This window comes from Kribbella sp. NPDC005582, from assembly GCF_040605415.1.
In the GTDB taxonomy this organism is placed as follows: Bacteria; Actinomycetota; Actinomycetes; order Propionibacteriales; family Kribbellaceae; genus Kribbella.
Map to the genome: position 1 here is coordinate 246,935 of NZ_JBEXCU010000002.1, position 15,485 is coordinate 262,419.

Here is a 15,485-nt window from a genome sequence, read left to right on the forward strand (position 1 = left end):
GTTGCAGGTTCCTGCCAAGGCAGCCGGTTCGTGCAACCGATAGGTGTTCTCTGGACATCTAACGGTGAGTGGCTCACCGAATCCGCACTGTGAGGGTGATCGGTGAGCCCGCGTGAGGACAACCGAATGGGAGGGACTCATCGTGGTATCTACGCCACGATCGAGGCGTGCCGGCATTGCCGCTGTCGCCTCGATCGCAGCCCTGGGGATCGGCCTGTCAGGCCTGGCCCAAGCAGCTGCAGCTCAACCTCAACCGACACCACTGGCCGCCAAGGCCCAGGCCAAGAAGACCGAGCAGTCGACCATCAAGGTCACCCTCGTCACCGGTGACCGGGTCACCGTGCACGGCAACGGCAAGGCAACCGTCGAGCCTGGGCCCGGCCGGCGCGGGATCGCGTTCGGCAGCTACCAGGTGAAGGGCCACCTCTACGTCGTACCGTCCGACGTCCGGCAGCAGTTGGCGAGCGGCCGGCTGGACCGGCGCCTGTTCGACGTGACCGGTCTGATCAAGGCGAAGTACGACGACAAGTCGGCCAAGGCGATCCCGGTGATCGTCACGTATGCGGCCAACGCGAAGCAGCGCTCCGCCGTACCGGGGGCGACGGTGACCCGCCAGCTGCCGGTCGTCAACGGCGCGGCGCTCAGCATCGACAAGAGCAAGGCCGGCGCCTTCCTGGCCGGCGCGACGGGCGCGCGCTCGGCGAGCGCCGTCGAGAAGATCTGGCTGGACGGCAAGCGCGAGCTGCTGCTGGACAAGTCGGTACCGCAGATCGGTGCGCCGGAGGCCTGGAAGGCCGGCTTCACCGGGAAGGGCATCAAGGTCGCGGTGCTGGACTCCGGCATCGACGCGACGCATCCGGACCTGGCGACCCAGGTCGCCGGCGCGAAGAACTTCACCTCCGAGCCGGATGGTGACTTCGTCGGTCACGGCACCCACGTCGCCTCGACGATCGCCGGCACCGGCGCGGCCTCGGGCGGCAAGTACAAGGGTGTCGCCCCGGACGCCAAGCTGTACGACGGCAAGGTCTGCGGGCTCCAGGAGTGCACCGATTCCGGCATCATCGCCGGGATGGAGTGGGCCGCGACCGAGGTCAAGGCGACCGTCGCCAACATCAGCCTCGGCGGTACCGACACCCCGGAGATCGACCCGCTGGAAGAGGCGGTCGACCGGCTGACGGCCCAGACCGGCACGCTGTTTGTGATTGCCGCAGGCAACAGTGGCCCCAGCGCCGGGACGGTTTCGTCCCCGGGTAGCGCGGATGCGGCGCTCACGGTCGGCGCGGTCGACAAGCAGGACAAGCTCGCCGACTTCTCCAGCGTCGGCCCGCGGCTCGGCGACGGCGCGGTCAAGCCGGACGTCACCGCACCTGGCGTCGACATCGTCGCCGCCCGCTCGAAGGACGGCGTGATCGGTGACCCGGTCGGCGACAAGTACCTGAACCTCAGCGGTACGTCGATGGCGACGCCGCACACCGTCGGCGCAGTGGCGATCCTGGCGCAGGAGCACCCGAACTGGAAGGCGAGCGAGCTGAAGTCCGCGCTGATGGGTTCCGCGAAGCCGGCCGCCGACCAGACGACGTACCAGCAGGGCGCGGGCCGGATTGATGTTGCCAAGGGCATCAAGCAGACCGTGGTGACCGATCCGGGCAACCTGTCGTTCGGAACCGCGGTCTGGCCGCACAACGACGACGAGCCGGTCACCAAGACGCTGACCTACCGCAACCTGGGCGACCAGCCCGTCACGCTGAACCTGGCGGCGACCCTGGCCGACCCGACCGGTACGGCGGCCCCGGCGGGTGCGCTGCAGTTGAGTGCGAACACCGTCACGGTCCCGGCCGGCGGTACGGCGTCGGTGCAGGCAACCTCGAACACCAAGCACAGTGGACCGGACGGCGCGTACTCCGGGCGGGTCACCGCGACCGCGGCCGGCACTTCGGTGGTCACCGGCATCGGTGTGAACAAGGAGGTCGAGAGCTACACGCTGAAGGTCCGGGCGACCGGTCCGGACGGCAAGCCGACCCCGCCGTCGGTGCTCGTCTTCGGTCTCGACGACAACTCGTTCAACTTCTACGACACCGACCAGGACGAGCTCAGCGTGCGGCTGCCCAAGGCCGGCTACATCGTGGAGGGCAGTCAGTTCGTCCCGGACCCGGCCGACCCGGACAAGGGCTCGTTCTACTCGATCGTGCAGCCGAACCTGCAGCTGACCGGGGACACCAGCACCGATCTGGACGCCCGGCTCGCCAAGCCGCTCACGGTGACCGTGCCGAACGCCGAGGCGAAGCTCGCCGTCGGTTCCGTCGGCTACCAGCGACGTACCGCTGACGGCCAGGGCGGACTGGACTCGTCGGCGCTGCTGTTCGACTTCGCCGGCGTCTATACCGCGCAGGTCGGACCGGATCTGCCGCCGGAGCAGCTGACCGGGTACGTCGCCTCGCAGTGGGCCAAGCCGGGCAGCGACGGCCGGTTCACCAACTCGCCGTACCTGTACGCGCAGTACAACCTCACGCCGGGGCACTTCCCGACCGGATTCGTCCGGAACGTGAAGGCCAAGGAGCTCGCCGAGGTCACGCAGCAGATCAACGCAGCCAGCGACCGGATGGTGGAGCGGGTCGTCTTCGCCTCGGCTGGCGGCTGGTCGATCGTGCTGGACTACAAGCAGCCCACCTCGACGAAGGTCTTCGCCGACGCCAAATCGGTCGCCTGGGGCACGGAGGTGAGTGAGATCCAGCCCAGCACGGATCCGGAGAACCCCTTCCCGGACACCATCACCAAACTCGAGGGACCGTTCCGCGAGTACCAGGCCGGCAAGAAGTACCGCGAGCGCTTCAACGCAGCGGTCTTCACGCCGGCACCGGCCTACGCCGGCCGCGCCGAGAACGAGCTGCTGGTGCTGGCCTACGGCTTGACCGATGCCGACGGCAACAAGGGCGCCACCCGGGCGGACACGCAGTCGAGCAAGCTGCTGCGCAACGGCACGGTCGTCGCCGAGTCCGACACCTTCGGCGAGGCCTACGCCCAGAACCTGCCGGCCGAGAAGGCGAAGTACACCTTCCAGTCGTCGATGACCCGGCAGACCTACTCGGCCTTCAGCACCCGGACCGACCTGACCTGGACCTTCACCTCGGCGGCCACCACTGCCGAGACGCTGATCCCGCTCGTCGGCGTCAGCTACCAGCCGAAGGTCGATCAGTACAACCTCGCCGACCGCAAGCCGGTCACCGTCCTGCCGTTCTCCCTGGTCGCCCAGCCCGACGGCGCCCTGCCGGCCGTCAAGAAGGTCGACCTCCAGGTCTCCGGCGACAACGGCAAGACCTGGCACAAAGCCGCGGTCGCGCCCGCCGGCCACGGCTCCTACAAGGCGATCTTCGCCACCCCGAAGGGCGCCAAGACGATCTCCCTGAAGACCCATCTGGTCGACACCCACGGAAACACCGCCGACCAGACCACGATCAGCGCCTACCGGATTCGATGAGGATCGAATAGTCCGGTAGGTGCAACCCAGGGGATGGTCGGTTCCGTTTCAAGGGCCAGCAGAGATCCATCCGAAACCTGGGGAGGACCCATCGTGGCTCGGAGTTCGAGAACGAGGCCCGCGATCGCCGTACTGGCGGTCGCGGGTCTCGCGTTGACCGGTGTGAGCGCGCGGGCAGTGGCAGCGCCGGCGCCCGCCGTACAGGGCAAGGCCGGTGGTAAAGATGTGCAGGTCACGCTGATCACCGGTGACCGGGTTGTGTTGCACGGCGGCGATCCGGCGAAGCAGTCGGTGCAGCCCGGGCCTGGGCGAGAGGGCATCGGGTTCCGGGCCGAGCGGGTCAAGAACCACTCGTACGTGATTCCGGCCGACCAGATCAAGGCGGTCGGCGAGGGACGCCTGGACCGGCGGCTGTTCGACGTGACCGCGCTGATCGAGGCCGGGTACGACGACGCGTCGTCCAAGGTCATTCCGGTGCTGGCGACGTACGACGGGAAGTCGGCCAAGCGGAGCGCGCCGGCCGGGGCGAAGGTGACGCGGGACCTGCCGTCGATCAAGGGTGCGGCGCTGGACGTGGAGAAGTCGAAGGCGGCCGCGTTCCTCGGCAAGCCGAGGGCGCGATCCGCCACTGCCGGGTTCAGCAAGCTGTGGCTGGACGGCAAGCGCAAGATCACGCTGGACCAGTCGGTGCCGCAGATCGGTGCGCCGGACGCGTGGAAGGCCGGCTACACCGGTAAGGGCGTGTCGGTCGCCGTACTGGACACCGGCATCGACGCGACGCACCCGGACCTCGCGACCCAGGTCGCGGGCGCGAAGAACTTCACCACCGAGTCGGCCGAAGACATCATCGGCCACGGGACGCACGTCGCCTCGACGATCGCCGGAACTGGCGCTGCGTCGGGCGGGAAGTACAAGGGGGTGGCGCCGGACGCGAAGCTCTACGACGGCAAGATCTGCGTCGCGGAGGGCTGCTACGAGTCCGACATGCTGGCCGGGATGGAGTGGGCGGCCAAGGAGGTCAAGGCCAACGTCGTCAACTTCAGCATCGGCGGTGAGGACACCCCGGAGATCGACCCGATCGAGGAGGCCGTGAACCGGCTGACCGCGGAGACCGGCACCCTGTTTGTCGTTGCCGCTGGCAACAGTGGGGACGGGGCCGGAACCGTCGAGTCGCCGGGCAGCGCCGAGGCCGCGCTGACGGTCGGCGCGGTCGACAAGCAGGACGAGCTGGCCTGGTTCTCCAGCAGAGGTCCGCGGCTCGGCGACAGCGCGATCAAGCCCGACGTGACGGCGCCCGGCGTCGGAATCGTTGCGGCCAAGGCGAAGAACTCGAGTATCGGTGAGCCGGTCGGCGACCAGTACCTGCGCCTCAACGGTACGTCGATGGCGACGCCGCACACCGCTGGTGCCGCAGCACTGCTGGCGCAGGAACACCCGTCGTGGAAGGCCGGTGAACTGAAGAGCACGCTGATGGGTTCGGCCAAGGTGATCGACGGTCAGACCGCGTTCCAGCAGGGCGCCGGGCGGATCAATCTCACCTCGGCCATCAAGCAGACGGTAGTCGCTGCGGAGGGCAATGTGTCCTTCGGTCTGGCGACCTTCCCGCACAACGACGACGAGCCGGTCACCAAGACGCTGACCTACCGCAACCTCGGCGACCAGGCGATCACGCTGAACCTGGCGACGACGTACGCCGATGGTACGGGCGCCGCGGCTCCCGCGGATGCGCTGGTTCTGAGCGCCAACACGGTGACGGTGCCGGCCGGCGGAACCGCTTCTGTGCAAGCGACTTCGAAGACGAATCACAGCGGGCCGGACGGCCTGTACTCCGGTCGCATCACGGCGACGGGCGGTGGCCAGACGGTCGTCGTACCGGTGGGTGTGGAGAAGCAGATCGAGGCGCACACGCTGACCGTGCAGGCGATCGCGAACGACGGCAAGCCGTCGGACTACTCGATCAGGGTGTACGACGTGAACTCGGGCGTAGCGACGTCGTACGAGCTCGGGGCGGATGGCATGGCCAAGATTCAGCTGCCGCCGGGTGAGTACCTGGTCAGCCAGTTCTCGGAGTTCGAGCGGGGCGAAGAGGACTGGATCTTCTTCGAGCTGGTCGCTCCGCAGGTGCTGCTCGACGGTGATGCCACCGTGGTGCTCGACGCCCGCAAGGCCAAGCAGGTCGTGACGAAAGCACCGCAGGCCGGTGCCGAGCAGGCCGACTTCGCCGCCGGGTTCGACCGGACCAAGCCGGGAGTCAATGCCGGCTACAGCACGGAGCTGGGCAACTTCGCCAACGGAACGGTGTACACCTACAGTGCCGGCCCCAAGCTGTCGGAAGACGAGATGGTCGGACACGTGGCGTCGCAGTGGGGCGTGCGGGGCGCTGATGGGTTCTTCACGAACACCCCGTACCTGTATGCCTTGTCGGCGCGTCAGCCGGGCGAGTTCCCCACCGGATACAACCGGACCGTGCGGCCGCGGGACCTGGCCGTGGTCGACACCCAGGTGAACGCGACCACTGACAGGCAGGCGATCGCGTTCATCTTCCCGACCATGCCGGGCGTTGGCTGGACCGCGGCGCGAGCCGTTCACCTCGATACCCCGCGGTCGCTCCGGTACTACGTCGACGCGGCGGCCGATTGGACCACGAGGCTCGAGGAGACGACGTCGGGCCCGTTCGAGGACCCCCGCTGGTCGCTCACCGGTCCGCTGAAGCACTACCAGGCGGGGCGGACCTATCGCGAGCGGTTCAACGCGGCCGCCTTCGGTCCGCGGGGCACGGTGAACCGCTATAAGGACCAGGTGGGCGTCTCGATCGGCAACGCCGGCGACGCTGACGGTGCCATTGGGCGTGCGCTCGTCGACTCGGCGAGCAGCGTGCTCACTCGCAACGGCGAGACGATCGGTACCTCGGACCGCTTCGGTTCTGTCGGGGCCGAAGGACAGCCGGCGGAGAAGGCGACGTACAAGCTGGTCACGACGGGCACCCAGTCGGTCCTGCCGTTCGCGACCAGGGTCGACCTGACTGCGACCTTCACCTCGGCCGCGACCACCGAGTTCAGCCAGTTGCCGATCACCACCGTCGGCTTCCGGCCGAAGGTCGACGATCACAACGTCAGCCCTCGCACCAAGGTAACCACCCTGCCGGTGGTCGTCGACGGCGCCAAGCACCTCAAGTCGCTCCAGGTCGAGGTCTCCGGCGACAACGGCACCACCTGGACGACCGCCAAGGTGACCCGAAGCGCAGGCGGCTACAAAGCCACCTTCACCACGCCCGCCGGTCCCACGGTCTCGCTGCGCTCCCACCTGGTGGACCGCTCCGGCAACACCACCGACCAAACCACCATCTCTGCGTACCAGCTGAAGTAACCACCGCCAGCCGCCGTCGAAGGACAACCCCCCGCCTCGGTGGTTATCCCTGGAGTTGGGGGGTTGCCCACCGAAATTCTCAAGGGGCAACCCCCCGACTGAGTGGATATCCCCTCAGTTGGGGGGTGCGGGGCAAGGTGTGTACCACCGGCGGCGTGGGTGTTGGGGCGGACCGCCCACACTCACCAACCGGGTTGAGGCGGCGTTTGTGGGTGTGCGTCAGGCATGGACGCGGCGGGACGCCGGAGTTGGTGAGTGGCTGGAGTACACGTGCAGAAGCCTCCGCCGGGTGGCGGAGGCTTCTGCTCACGTCGTGACGGTGTCGCCGGAGGCGGTGTCCTAGCCGAGGAGGCCGAGGGCCTGGACGGCGTCTCGCTCTTCGGCCAGTTCGGCGGTGGAGGCGTCGATGCGGGCGCGGGAGAAGTCGTTGATCTCGAGGCCCTGGACGATCTCCCAGTTGCCGTCCTTGGTGGTGACGGGGAAGGAGGAGATGAGGCCTTCGGGGACGCCGTAGGAACCGTCGGAGACGACGGCCATCGAGAGCCAGTCGCCGTCGGCGGAGCCGCGCAGCCAGTCGCGGGTGTGGTCGATGGTGGCGGCGGCGGCCGAGGCGGCCGAGGAGGCGCCGCGGGCCTCGATGATCGCCGCGCCGCGCTTCTGGACGGTCGGGATGAAGTCGTTCTCGAGCCAGTCGGTGTCACCGGTGAAGTCGGCGGTGTTCTTGCCGGCGACCTCGGCGTGGAAGATGTCCGGGTACTGGGTGGCCGAGTGGTTGCCCCAGATGGTCAGCTTCTTGAGGTCGGTGACGTGTACGCCGGCCTTGCGCGCCAGCTGCGCCAGCGCCCGGTTGTGGTCCAGGCGGGTCAGCGCGGAGAAACGCTCGGCGGGGATGTCCGGCGCGTTGCTCTTGGCGATCAGCGCGTTGGTGTTGGCCGGGTTGCCGGTGACGGTGATCCGGATGTCGTCGGCGGCGTGGTCGTTCAGCGCCTTGCCCTGGCCGGTGAAGATCGCGCCGTTGGCCTCGAGCAGGTCACCGCGCTCCATACCCTTGGTCCGCGGCCGCGCGCCCACCAGCAGCGCGACGTTGGCGCCGTCGAAGATGACGTTCGGGTCGTCGCCGATCTCGACCCCGGCCAGCGTCGGGAAGGCGGAGTCCTCGAGCTCCATGACCACGCCCTCGACCGCCTTCAGCGCCGGGGTGATCTCGAGCAGCCGCAGCTCCACCGGGGTGTCCGGGCCGAGCAGGGCACCGCTCGCGATCCGGAACAGCAGGCTGTAGCCGATGTTCCCGGCGGCTCCGGTGACGGCCACCTTTACCGGTGTAATGCTCACGACAGCTCCAATCTGTGCATTCTCTGTCCCTCGGACGCTAGCAACAACGCCTCCCGCCCCCAACCCTGGGTAGCCACCGACTTGCTCACACCCCGCCACAACTCGTCGAGCTGAGAGGATGGCCGGGTGGAGCGGAAGGTTGGATCAGGGACGGCGACGGTCGATGCGGCGCCGGACGGCACGTTCGTACTGCGCGTCGACGGGTCCCTGCAGTCCCAGGTCGACCTGGCCGATCCCACCAATCTGCCGTTCGAGTACATGCGCCGGATCGCCGACGTACTGGATGCCGTGACGCCGCGCCGCCAGCCGATCGCGGTGACCCACATCGGCGGCGCCGCGCTCAGCCTGCCCCGGTACGTCGCGACCACCCGGCCGCGGTCGCGGCAGATCGTGCTCGAACCGGACGAGGACCTGACCGAGTTCGTCCGCGAGGCCTTGCCGTTGCCGAAGCGATCCGGGATCAAGGTGCGCGGCGCCACCGGCCGCGCCGGGATCACCGACCTGTACGACGACTCGATGGACGTCGTGATCCTGGACGCCTTCGAGCGGGAAGCGGTGCCGGCGAACCTCGTCACTACCGAGTTCTTCGCCGAATGCGCTCGGGTACTCCGCCCGACCGGCCTCCTGATCGCCAACCTGATCGACGGCCAGGCGGGTCTGCCGTTCATCCGCCGTACGGCGGCCACTGTGCTGGGCGCGCTAGGCGATGGCGTGGTGCTGGCCGAGCGCAAGGTGCTCCGCGGGAAGGGGTTCGGCAACGTCATCCTGCTGGCGTCCCGGCAGCCCGTGCCCGACCTGACCGCGATCGGTCGCCGCGCTCAGCCGCCGTACGACGTGATGCCGCTGACCGAGTTGGCCGGCAAGGCGGCCGCGCTGACCGATAGCGACGGGTTCGCGCCGCCCGCCGCTCCACCGGGGACCTTCCGTCCCTGATCAGCTGGCGAGGCGATCGACGCAGTCGCTGAAGGCGAGGCGCTCGGTGCGGCTCGCGCCGAGCGCCAGGATGAACTGATCGAGCCGATCCGGTCGCGGCACTCGGCCGCCCCGCAGCCAGCTCTGCAAGGTCGCCCGCGGGATGCCGGTGAGCCGCTCCAGCGACCGGAGCGAGCGCGGCCTGGTGAGCGCGGTGAGGGCAGCGCCGAGGTCCTGTGGAGTCGCGGCCGCGCGCAGCAGCTCGCTGACGTCCTGCGGGTCGCGGGCGGCCGACTCCCAGTGCCGCCGCCAGATCGGCAACAGCTCCGCCGGTACGCCGCACCCGGTCAGGAACGCGACTGTCACCGGCCAACTCGGCAGCTGCTTCCCACTGGTCGCGCGGACCAGGTGAGCATGCGAGTAGTGCGCCTGATCGGCGAGTTCGCGATAGGTGAGACCGGCATCCTGACGGACGCGCTGCAGAGCGCCGGCGAACGCTTCCAGCTGCATGGCAACCTCCTCGCGATCAAACATAAGTCAACATGATCAAACAATTCAAGTGACCGCGGCCGGTAGGATGGCGCCATGTCTGTTGCGCGCGTGGCTGCCCTGGTCCAGTACCCCGTCAAGGGGTTGTCCGGGGTGCCGGTCGAGCGGGCCGAGATCGGTCCGACCGGGATCGTCGGAGACCGCAATTTCATGCTGGTCGACGTCGATGGCGCCTTCCTGAGCCAGCGGTCGGTGCCCGCGATGGCGGCGTTGCGGGCCGAGCTTGACGGCGACACCTTGCGGCTGTCCGCGGCGGATGCGCCGGAGCTCGCCGTACCGATCCAGTACGACGGGAAGCGGCGCGACGTGAGCCTGTTCGCCAAGTGGTTCGGGCAGGGTGTGGTCCAGGCCGCGGCGGCCGACGAGTGGTTCTCGGAGCGGCTCGGCCGGCCTGTCGGCCTGGTTCGGGTGACGCCGGAGCACGATCGGCCGGGCTGGGGTGTGCATCAGGGGCAGACCGGCTTCGGTGACGCGCATGCGCTGCTGATCACGTCGCTGTCGTCGCTCGACGAGCTGAACGAACGGATCACCAGCCGCGGCGGCGAGGCGATCCCGATGAACCGCTTCCGGCCCAACCTTGTGGTCTCCGGCTGGTCCGAACCGCACACCGAGGATCGCGTGCTCCGGATGTCGGCCGGAGCGGTCGAGATCGGCTACTCGGCGCGCTCGATCCGGTGCGCGGTGCCGACCGTCGACCAGGCAACCGGGCGCAAGGCCGGGCCCGAACCCACCCGCACCCTGGCCTCCTATCGCCGCGAGCCGGCGTACGGCGGTGGGGTCAGTTTCGGGATGAAGGCGGCGGTGCTGACCGGCGGGACGGTCGCTGTCGGTGATGAGATCTTGGTACACGACTGGATCCCGGCCGGAACCGATCCGGCGCCCACCACCCGGTAGCCTCCGGAGCTGTGCACCGGCTCCTCTTGTTGCTGCTGGCCCCGATCTGGTTGCTCGTAGCAACGCCCTCGACGCCCGGCGTGCCGTCGTACGAGGTGGAGTTGACCGGTACGCCGGACGGCCGGACCTGGTCCGGCCGGGAGACTGTCAGCTTCACGAACACAGCGACGGAGTCGCTCCGCGAGGTCTACGTGCGGCTGTGGGGCAACTCGCGCGGTTGTGGTGCGGTCGCGGTGACGGGTGGGGTGGCGACGGACGACTGCACGGTGGTTCGCTTTTCGTTGCCAGAAGCGTTGCAGCCCGGGAAGCGGGCCTCGATCAGCTTCGACGTGAAGCTCACCGCGCCCGAGCGTGAGGATCGGTTCGGACGGTCGGGCGAGTTCAGCTTCTTCGGGAACGCCCTTCCGGTGCTGGCCGTCCGTGATGCGGCCGGTTGGCATCTCGAGCGCGACATGGGAATCGGGGAGAGCTTCTACACGGTTGCCGCCGACTTCGCCGTGCGGCTCACGCATACCGGCAATCTCGCCGTACCGTCGACCGGAGTGACGACCGATGGAGTCGCGATCGCCAAGCAGGCAAGGGATTTCGCCTGGGCGGCCGGTCCGTTCCGTACGACGTCGACGACGTCACCAGGTGGTGTGACGGTGCGGACGTGGGCGACGCCGACCGTAACGGCGGACGCGGTCTCGTCGGCTCAAGCTGATGCCACCGCGGCGCTCGACGAGTTCGGCCGCCGGTTCGGCGCGTACCCGGATCATGAGCTCGATCTGGTGCTGAACGATCGATGGACGGCCTTCAGCGGGATGGAGTACCCGGGATTCGTGCTGCTGATCTCACCCAGCAGTCCGGTCGTCCACGAAGTCGCCCATCAATGGTGGTACGGCCTCGTGGGCAACAACGAGTACGCCGATCCCTGGCTGGACGAGGCGTTCGCGACGTACGCGACCGATGTCTTCGAGGGCGACCATCGCGCCGGGTGCTGGCCAGGAACGTTGCCGGTAGCAATCACTCGCGACATGGGTTACTGGGGCGCGCACGACACGTCGTACGGAACCTTTGTCTACACCTACGGTTCCTGCATGCTGCACGAGCTGGAGCGACTGATCGGTACGCCGGCGATGGACCGGCTGCTGGCGTCCTACGCGAAGGCCCATTGGCACGGGGTGGTCACCCCGGCCGACTTCAAGGCCGCTGCGCAGGCCGCCAGCACGGTCGAGCTCGGGCCGTTCTGGCGCGAGCACGGGATCGGCTAACAGGCGACCCCGGCACGGCCGGCGACCGGCTTGTAGGTGCAGAAGTCGATCACCTTGTTCAGTGAGTTCTGCAGCCGGGCGGTGTCGCCGTCGTTGTTCCAGATGTACCAACTGGAACCCCAATACAGGTGGTACGCGCTGTTGCGGCCCTTGCCCGTGTGAACCAGGACCGTGGTGCGAGCCGGCAGCACGAACGTCGGCGGGAAGAAGTAGACGTGGCTGGCGGCGTCCCGGATCCGGTAGCCCTTCAAGCTGAGCGGCCTGGTGGTGTTGTTGCGGATGCTGATGTACTCGCGGTTGATCTGGGCGTTGTCCCGGGTGTCCGGGCCGACCGGGTCGTATTGGATCCCGGCGACCAGGAACGGCGGTGCCGCGGCCGTGGCCGGCAGCGGCGCGACCAGAGCAGCGGCGGCGACAACCGCCGCCGCGATCCCGGCGATGGGCGTGCTGAAACGTCCTGCGAACACAGATTTCCCCTTCGGCAGTGGGCCAGATTCCCCCCGGCCCTGCGATGAACTGCTGCTGCCGGTTTCCCCCGGCGCTGTGACCTTAGAAGTTACGCTCCGTGTTCGTCAAGGGCTCAATGAACTTCGGTGGCGACCCCGTGCTCGAGGAGTCGCAGCCGGTCGGTGAGACCGGCCGCGGCGAACGCCTGCGCGAACTGATCGGGGCCTTCGGTGAAGTGCGCCCAACCCTCGGTGTGGACCGGGACGATGGTCGCCGGCGCCAGCAGGTGGGCGGCCTCGACGGCCTCGGCCGACGTCAGGGTGAGGTTCGCGCCGTCGAGCAGGATGGTCCGCGCGGCACCTGCGAAGAGGACCGCGACATCGAACGGACCGAAGCGGTCGGCGATCTGCTTGACCAGATCGACCGACGCATTGTCGCCGGAGACGTAGACCGTCGGCTGGTCCGCGCTCTGCAGCACGAAGCCGGTCACGACGCCGAGCACGGCCTCCGCTCCTTCCGGTCCGTGCAGAGCCGGTACGGCGGTCACCGTCACGACACCGCCGTCCGGACGCGTGAGCTCCGTGGACTGCCAGTTCTCCAGACCCCGGACACCGGGAATCCGGTCGCTCGCGCCCGGTGTCGACAGGACGGTCGGGACCGACGGCAGCAGCGCGCGGCCGGACTCGTCGAGGTTGTCGAGGTGCTGGTCATGCGAGAGCAGTACGACGTCCACCGGGCCGAGGTCGGCCACCGGGATCGCCGGGCCGGTCAGCTTCTCCATCTTCCGGCCGGTCGGCATCGTGTACTCGCGCGGCGAGTCGAAGGCCGGATCGGTCAGGAAGGTCAGGCCGCCGTACGTGAACAGGGCGGTCGGGCCGCCGATGTGCGTGATCTTCATGGCTCGATCTTCCGTCGCGCGGGGCCGGTTGACCATTGGCCCGCGAGCCATAGTCTGTGAAGATCGGGCCAGCTAGAGTGCGGGCATGCGTACTGTCGCCGTGCTCGCCTTCGACGGGATGAGCCCGTTCCATCTGACCGTGCCGTGCCTGGTGCTCGGCGACCCCGGTGGTCGGCCGGATCGGTACGACGTACAGGTCTGTGCCGAGCGGCCTGGAGCGCTGCGGACGAATGCCGGGTTCGGCATCACGGTGGAGCAGGACCTGTCGATCATGGACACTGCGGACGTGGTGATCCTGCCGAGCTGGAATCCGTCGCTGGAGCCGTCGGAGCACCTGTTGTCGGTCATCCGACGGGCGCATGCGCGTGGGGCGACCGTAGTCGGGTTGTGCATGGGCGCGTTCTTGGTCGCCGTCAGCGGTATCGCCGACGGCCGTGAGGTGGTGACGCACTGGCGCTTTGCCGCGGAACTGCAGTCGCGGCGCCCGGAGGTCGCCGTACGGGCTGATGTGCTGTGGTCCGACCTGGGCGACGTCCTGACCTCGGCCGGTACGGCGGCGTCGCTCGACTGCTGCTTGCATCTCGTCCGCACGCAGTACGGCGTGGAGGCGGCCGAGGAGGTTGCCCGCAGCATCGTGATCGCGCCGCACCGCAGTGGTTCGCAGGCGCAGTACATCCCGGTGCCGATCCCGCCGGACCCGAGCGACGACGTGATCGAGAAGGCGATGGTGTGGGCGCGGGCGCGGCTCGACCAGCCGGTCTCGTTGGACGAATGGGCGGCTGCGGTGGCGCTGTCCCGGCGTACGTTCACTCGGCAGTTCCGCGCCCGCACCGGCAGCTCAGGACAGGCCTGGCTGCTGCAGCAACGCTTGGATCGCGCTCGCCTGCTGCTGGAAACCACCGACCACCCGGTCGAACGCGTCGCCACCGCCAGCGGCTTCGGCAGCAGCGCAGCCCTCCGGCACCACTTCCACGCCGTCCTCGGTACGACGCCGCAACGCCACCGCCAGGAGTTCGCCCTCGCCTAGAGCAGCCAGAACAATGTGTAGACCGCCGGCGCCGCGAACGTCACCAGCAAGATCCAGGCCATCAACCGGTGCCCGGTCTTCCCCCGGTCCAGCCCCGAAGCGAACGACAGCACCGCGCCCTCCTCGGTGTGCCGGCTCAACCCCATCCGCCGGGCCTCCTCCGGCCGGCGATCAGGCCGCTCGTCCGCCAACGCGTCCGGCGGAATCCCGAAATGCGCCGGCCGCTCCGGATCCAGGCCCTCACGTTCCCCGAACATGCACCCTCCCGCCGTCGCCTCCCCCTATCGTCGCACCCGCCACCGGTAAACACCCGCGACATCTCGACGGCCGTAACGACAGGACGTATACCTGTGTGGCCGCCCATGCGCCGGCTCCGATACGCCGGACCGGGGCTGTCGTGGGCGTATACGTCCTGTCCCTCGGAAGGTCGTGCCTAGCGGAAGATGGCTACCCAGGCCACTCGGGTGTGGTGGGTGCAGCCGATGCCGAGCCCGCAGAGCGCGCCGGTGTCGTAGCCCTTCGTGCCGCGTCCGACGGACATGGTGGTGAAGCTGCAGTTCAGCAGGGTGCTCCGGTTCTCCGACATCATCCGGTCGAAGGCCTGATCCGCCGACCAGCTTTCACCGCCCACGTTGGCTTTCGAGTCGGTGTCGCCGCTGTTGACGGTGTTGTTGGCGGCACGATCTGCGGCATCGGCCTCCGCGCTTCGGGTCATGCTGGTGTCGCTCTTCAGGTCGACACAGCCGTTCTTGCGGCGGGCGCTGTTGATGCTGTTGAACAGCTGCTGCTCATTGCCGTCCATGTCACCGTCATCGGTCGGTGGCGGCGGCTGCGGGGGTGGCGGCGTGTTGGTGGGCTTGTCCGTCGGGGTGGTGCTGGGGCGGGGAGTGTTCGGCGGCTCGGTGGGGACCTTGGTGGCGGTGCTCGTCGGGTGGTCCGTGGGTTCCGTGGTGGGCGTGTTCGTGGGGTGGTTCGTGGGCGGTGCTGTGGGGGTGACCGAGGTGGTCGGGGTGCCCGTGGGAGGTGCTGTCGGCGTGGCCGAGGGGGTCTTCGGCGGAGTGCTGGTGGGGGCGTCGACCGGGACGGTGCTGGGGGTCGCGTAGGAGTCGTCGGTGCGCGTACCGATCGGGAGGGAAGCATCGGCCGCGTCGTTCTGCGGCTGGTGCAGGAGGATCCACGAGATCGGCGTGATCACCAGCAGCACGGCCGCCACCGCGACGAGCGGACGCCGCTTCCCGCCACCGCGCGCAGTCCGAGCCAGCGGTCGTCCTTCGGAGTCAACCGCCGTACTGTCTGCCGCTGGGCGCGGCCGGTTACCCGCCGCCTGCCGCT

At 68.7% G+C, this 15,485-nt stretch carries 12 protein-coding genes; 6 read left to right on the top strand and 6 right to left on the bottom strand.

Annotated features, from left to right (window positions below; all coding sequences use genetic code 11):
* Nucleotides 1-112: 112 nt before the first annotated feature.
* Nucleotides 113-3,475 (top strand): S8 family serine peptidase, encoded by a 3,363-nt coding sequence (locus ABZS29_RS12775; protein ID WP_355461332.1) that lies wholly within the window; start codon nucleotides 113-115, stop codon nucleotides 3,473-3,475.
* A 93-nt stretch (nucleotides 3,476-3,568) separates the two neighbouring features.
* On the top strand, nucleotides 3,569-6,841 hold the full coding sequence (locus tag ABZS29_RS12780) for a S8 family serine peptidase (RefSeq protein ID WP_355461334.1): 3,273 nt from the start codon (nucleotides 3,569-3,571) through the stop codon (nucleotides 6,839-6,841).
* Nucleotides 6,842-7,180: 339 nt separating this feature from the next.
* Here the strand turns inward: ABZS29_RS12780 and ABZS29_RS12785 are convergent, their stop codons facing one another.
* Nucleotides 7,181-8,173 (bottom strand): malate dehydrogenase, encoded by a 993-nt coding sequence (locus tag ABZS29_RS12785; RefSeq protein ID WP_355461336.1) that lies wholly within the window; start codon nucleotides 8,171-8,173, stop codon nucleotides 7,181-7,183.
* Between the two features lie 126 nt (nucleotides 8,174-8,299).
* Here ABZS29_RS12785 and ABZS29_RS12790 point away from each other — a divergent pair, with 126 nt between their 5' ends.
* Nucleotides 8,300-9,106, top strand: coding sequence for a fused MFS/spermidine synthase (locus tag ABZS29_RS12790; protein ID WP_355461338.1), 807 nt, complete (start codon nucleotides 8,300-8,302; stop codon nucleotides 9,104-9,106).
* Here the strand turns inward: ABZS29_RS12790 and ABZS29_RS12795 are convergent, their stop codons facing one another.
* Nucleotides 9,107-9,595 carry a helix-turn-helix transcriptional regulator gene (locus ABZS29_RS12795; RefSeq protein WP_355461339.1) on the bottom strand — a complete coding sequence of 163 codons (489 nt, stop codon included), beginning with the start codon at nucleotides 9,593-9,595 and terminating at the stop codon, nucleotides 9,107-9,109.
* Between the two features lie 75 nt (nucleotides 9,596-9,670).
* On the opposite strand from ABZS29_RS12795, the gene ABZS29_RS12800 reads away from it, so the two are divergent.
* Together ABZS29_RS12800 and ABZS29_RS12805 are read left to right on the top strand one after the other, a co-directional pair.
* Complete coding sequence (locus tag ABZS29_RS12800) at nucleotides 9,671-10,528, top strand: MOSC N-terminal beta barrel domain-containing protein (protein ID WP_355461341.1); 858 nt, start codon at nucleotides 9,671-9,673, stop codon at nucleotides 10,526-10,528.
* Nucleotides 10,529-10,539: 11 nt separating this feature from the next.
* Entirely contained in the window at nucleotides 10,540-11,781 is a 1,242-nt protein-coding gene (locus ABZS29_RS12805; RefSeq protein WP_355461343.1) for a M1 family metallopeptidase, read from the top strand.
* Here the strand turns inward: ABZS29_RS12805 and ABZS29_RS12810 are convergent.
* Both ABZS29_RS12810 and ABZS29_RS12815 read right to left on the bottom strand, forming a co-directional pair.
* Nucleotides 11,778-12,248 carry a lamin tail domain-containing protein gene (locus ABZS29_RS12810; protein WP_355461345.1) on the bottom strand — a complete coding sequence of 157 codons (471 nt, stop codon included), beginning with the start codon at nucleotides 12,246-12,248 and terminating at the stop codon, nucleotides 11,778-11,780. The genes ABZS29_RS12805 and ABZS29_RS12810 overlap by 4 nt on opposite strands.
* Before the next feature lie 113 nt (nucleotides 12,249-12,361).
* The gene (locus ABZS29_RS12815; RefSeq protein ID WP_355461346.1) at nucleotides 12,362-13,126 is read right to left on the bottom strand and encodes an MBL fold metallo-hydrolase; all 765 of its coding nucleotides are present in this window, start codon (nucleotides 13,124-13,126) and stop codon (nucleotides 12,362-12,364) included.
* Between the two features lie 85 nt (nucleotides 13,127-13,211).
* Between ABZS29_RS12815 and ABZS29_RS12820 the strand changes: the two genes are divergently transcribed.
* A complete protein-coding gene (locus ABZS29_RS12820; protein ID WP_355461348.1) occupies nucleotides 13,212-14,153 on the top strand; it encodes a helix-turn-helix domain-containing protein in 942 nt (313 codons plus the stop codon).
* Here the strand turns inward: ABZS29_RS12820 and ABZS29_RS12825 are convergent.
* On the bottom strand, nucleotides 14,150-14,410 hold the full coding sequence (locus ABZS29_RS12825) for a hypothetical protein (RefSeq protein WP_355461350.1): 261 nt from the start codon (nucleotides 14,408-14,410) through the stop codon (nucleotides 14,150-14,152). The genes ABZS29_RS12820 and ABZS29_RS12825 overlap by 4 nt on opposite strands.
* 176 nt (nucleotides 14,411-14,586) lie before the next feature.
* Entirely contained in the window at nucleotides 14,587-15,366 is a 780-nt protein-coding gene (locus tag ABZS29_RS12830; RefSeq protein WP_355461351.1) for a hypothetical protein, read from the bottom strand.
* Nucleotides 15,367-15,485 lie beyond the last annotated feature (119 nt).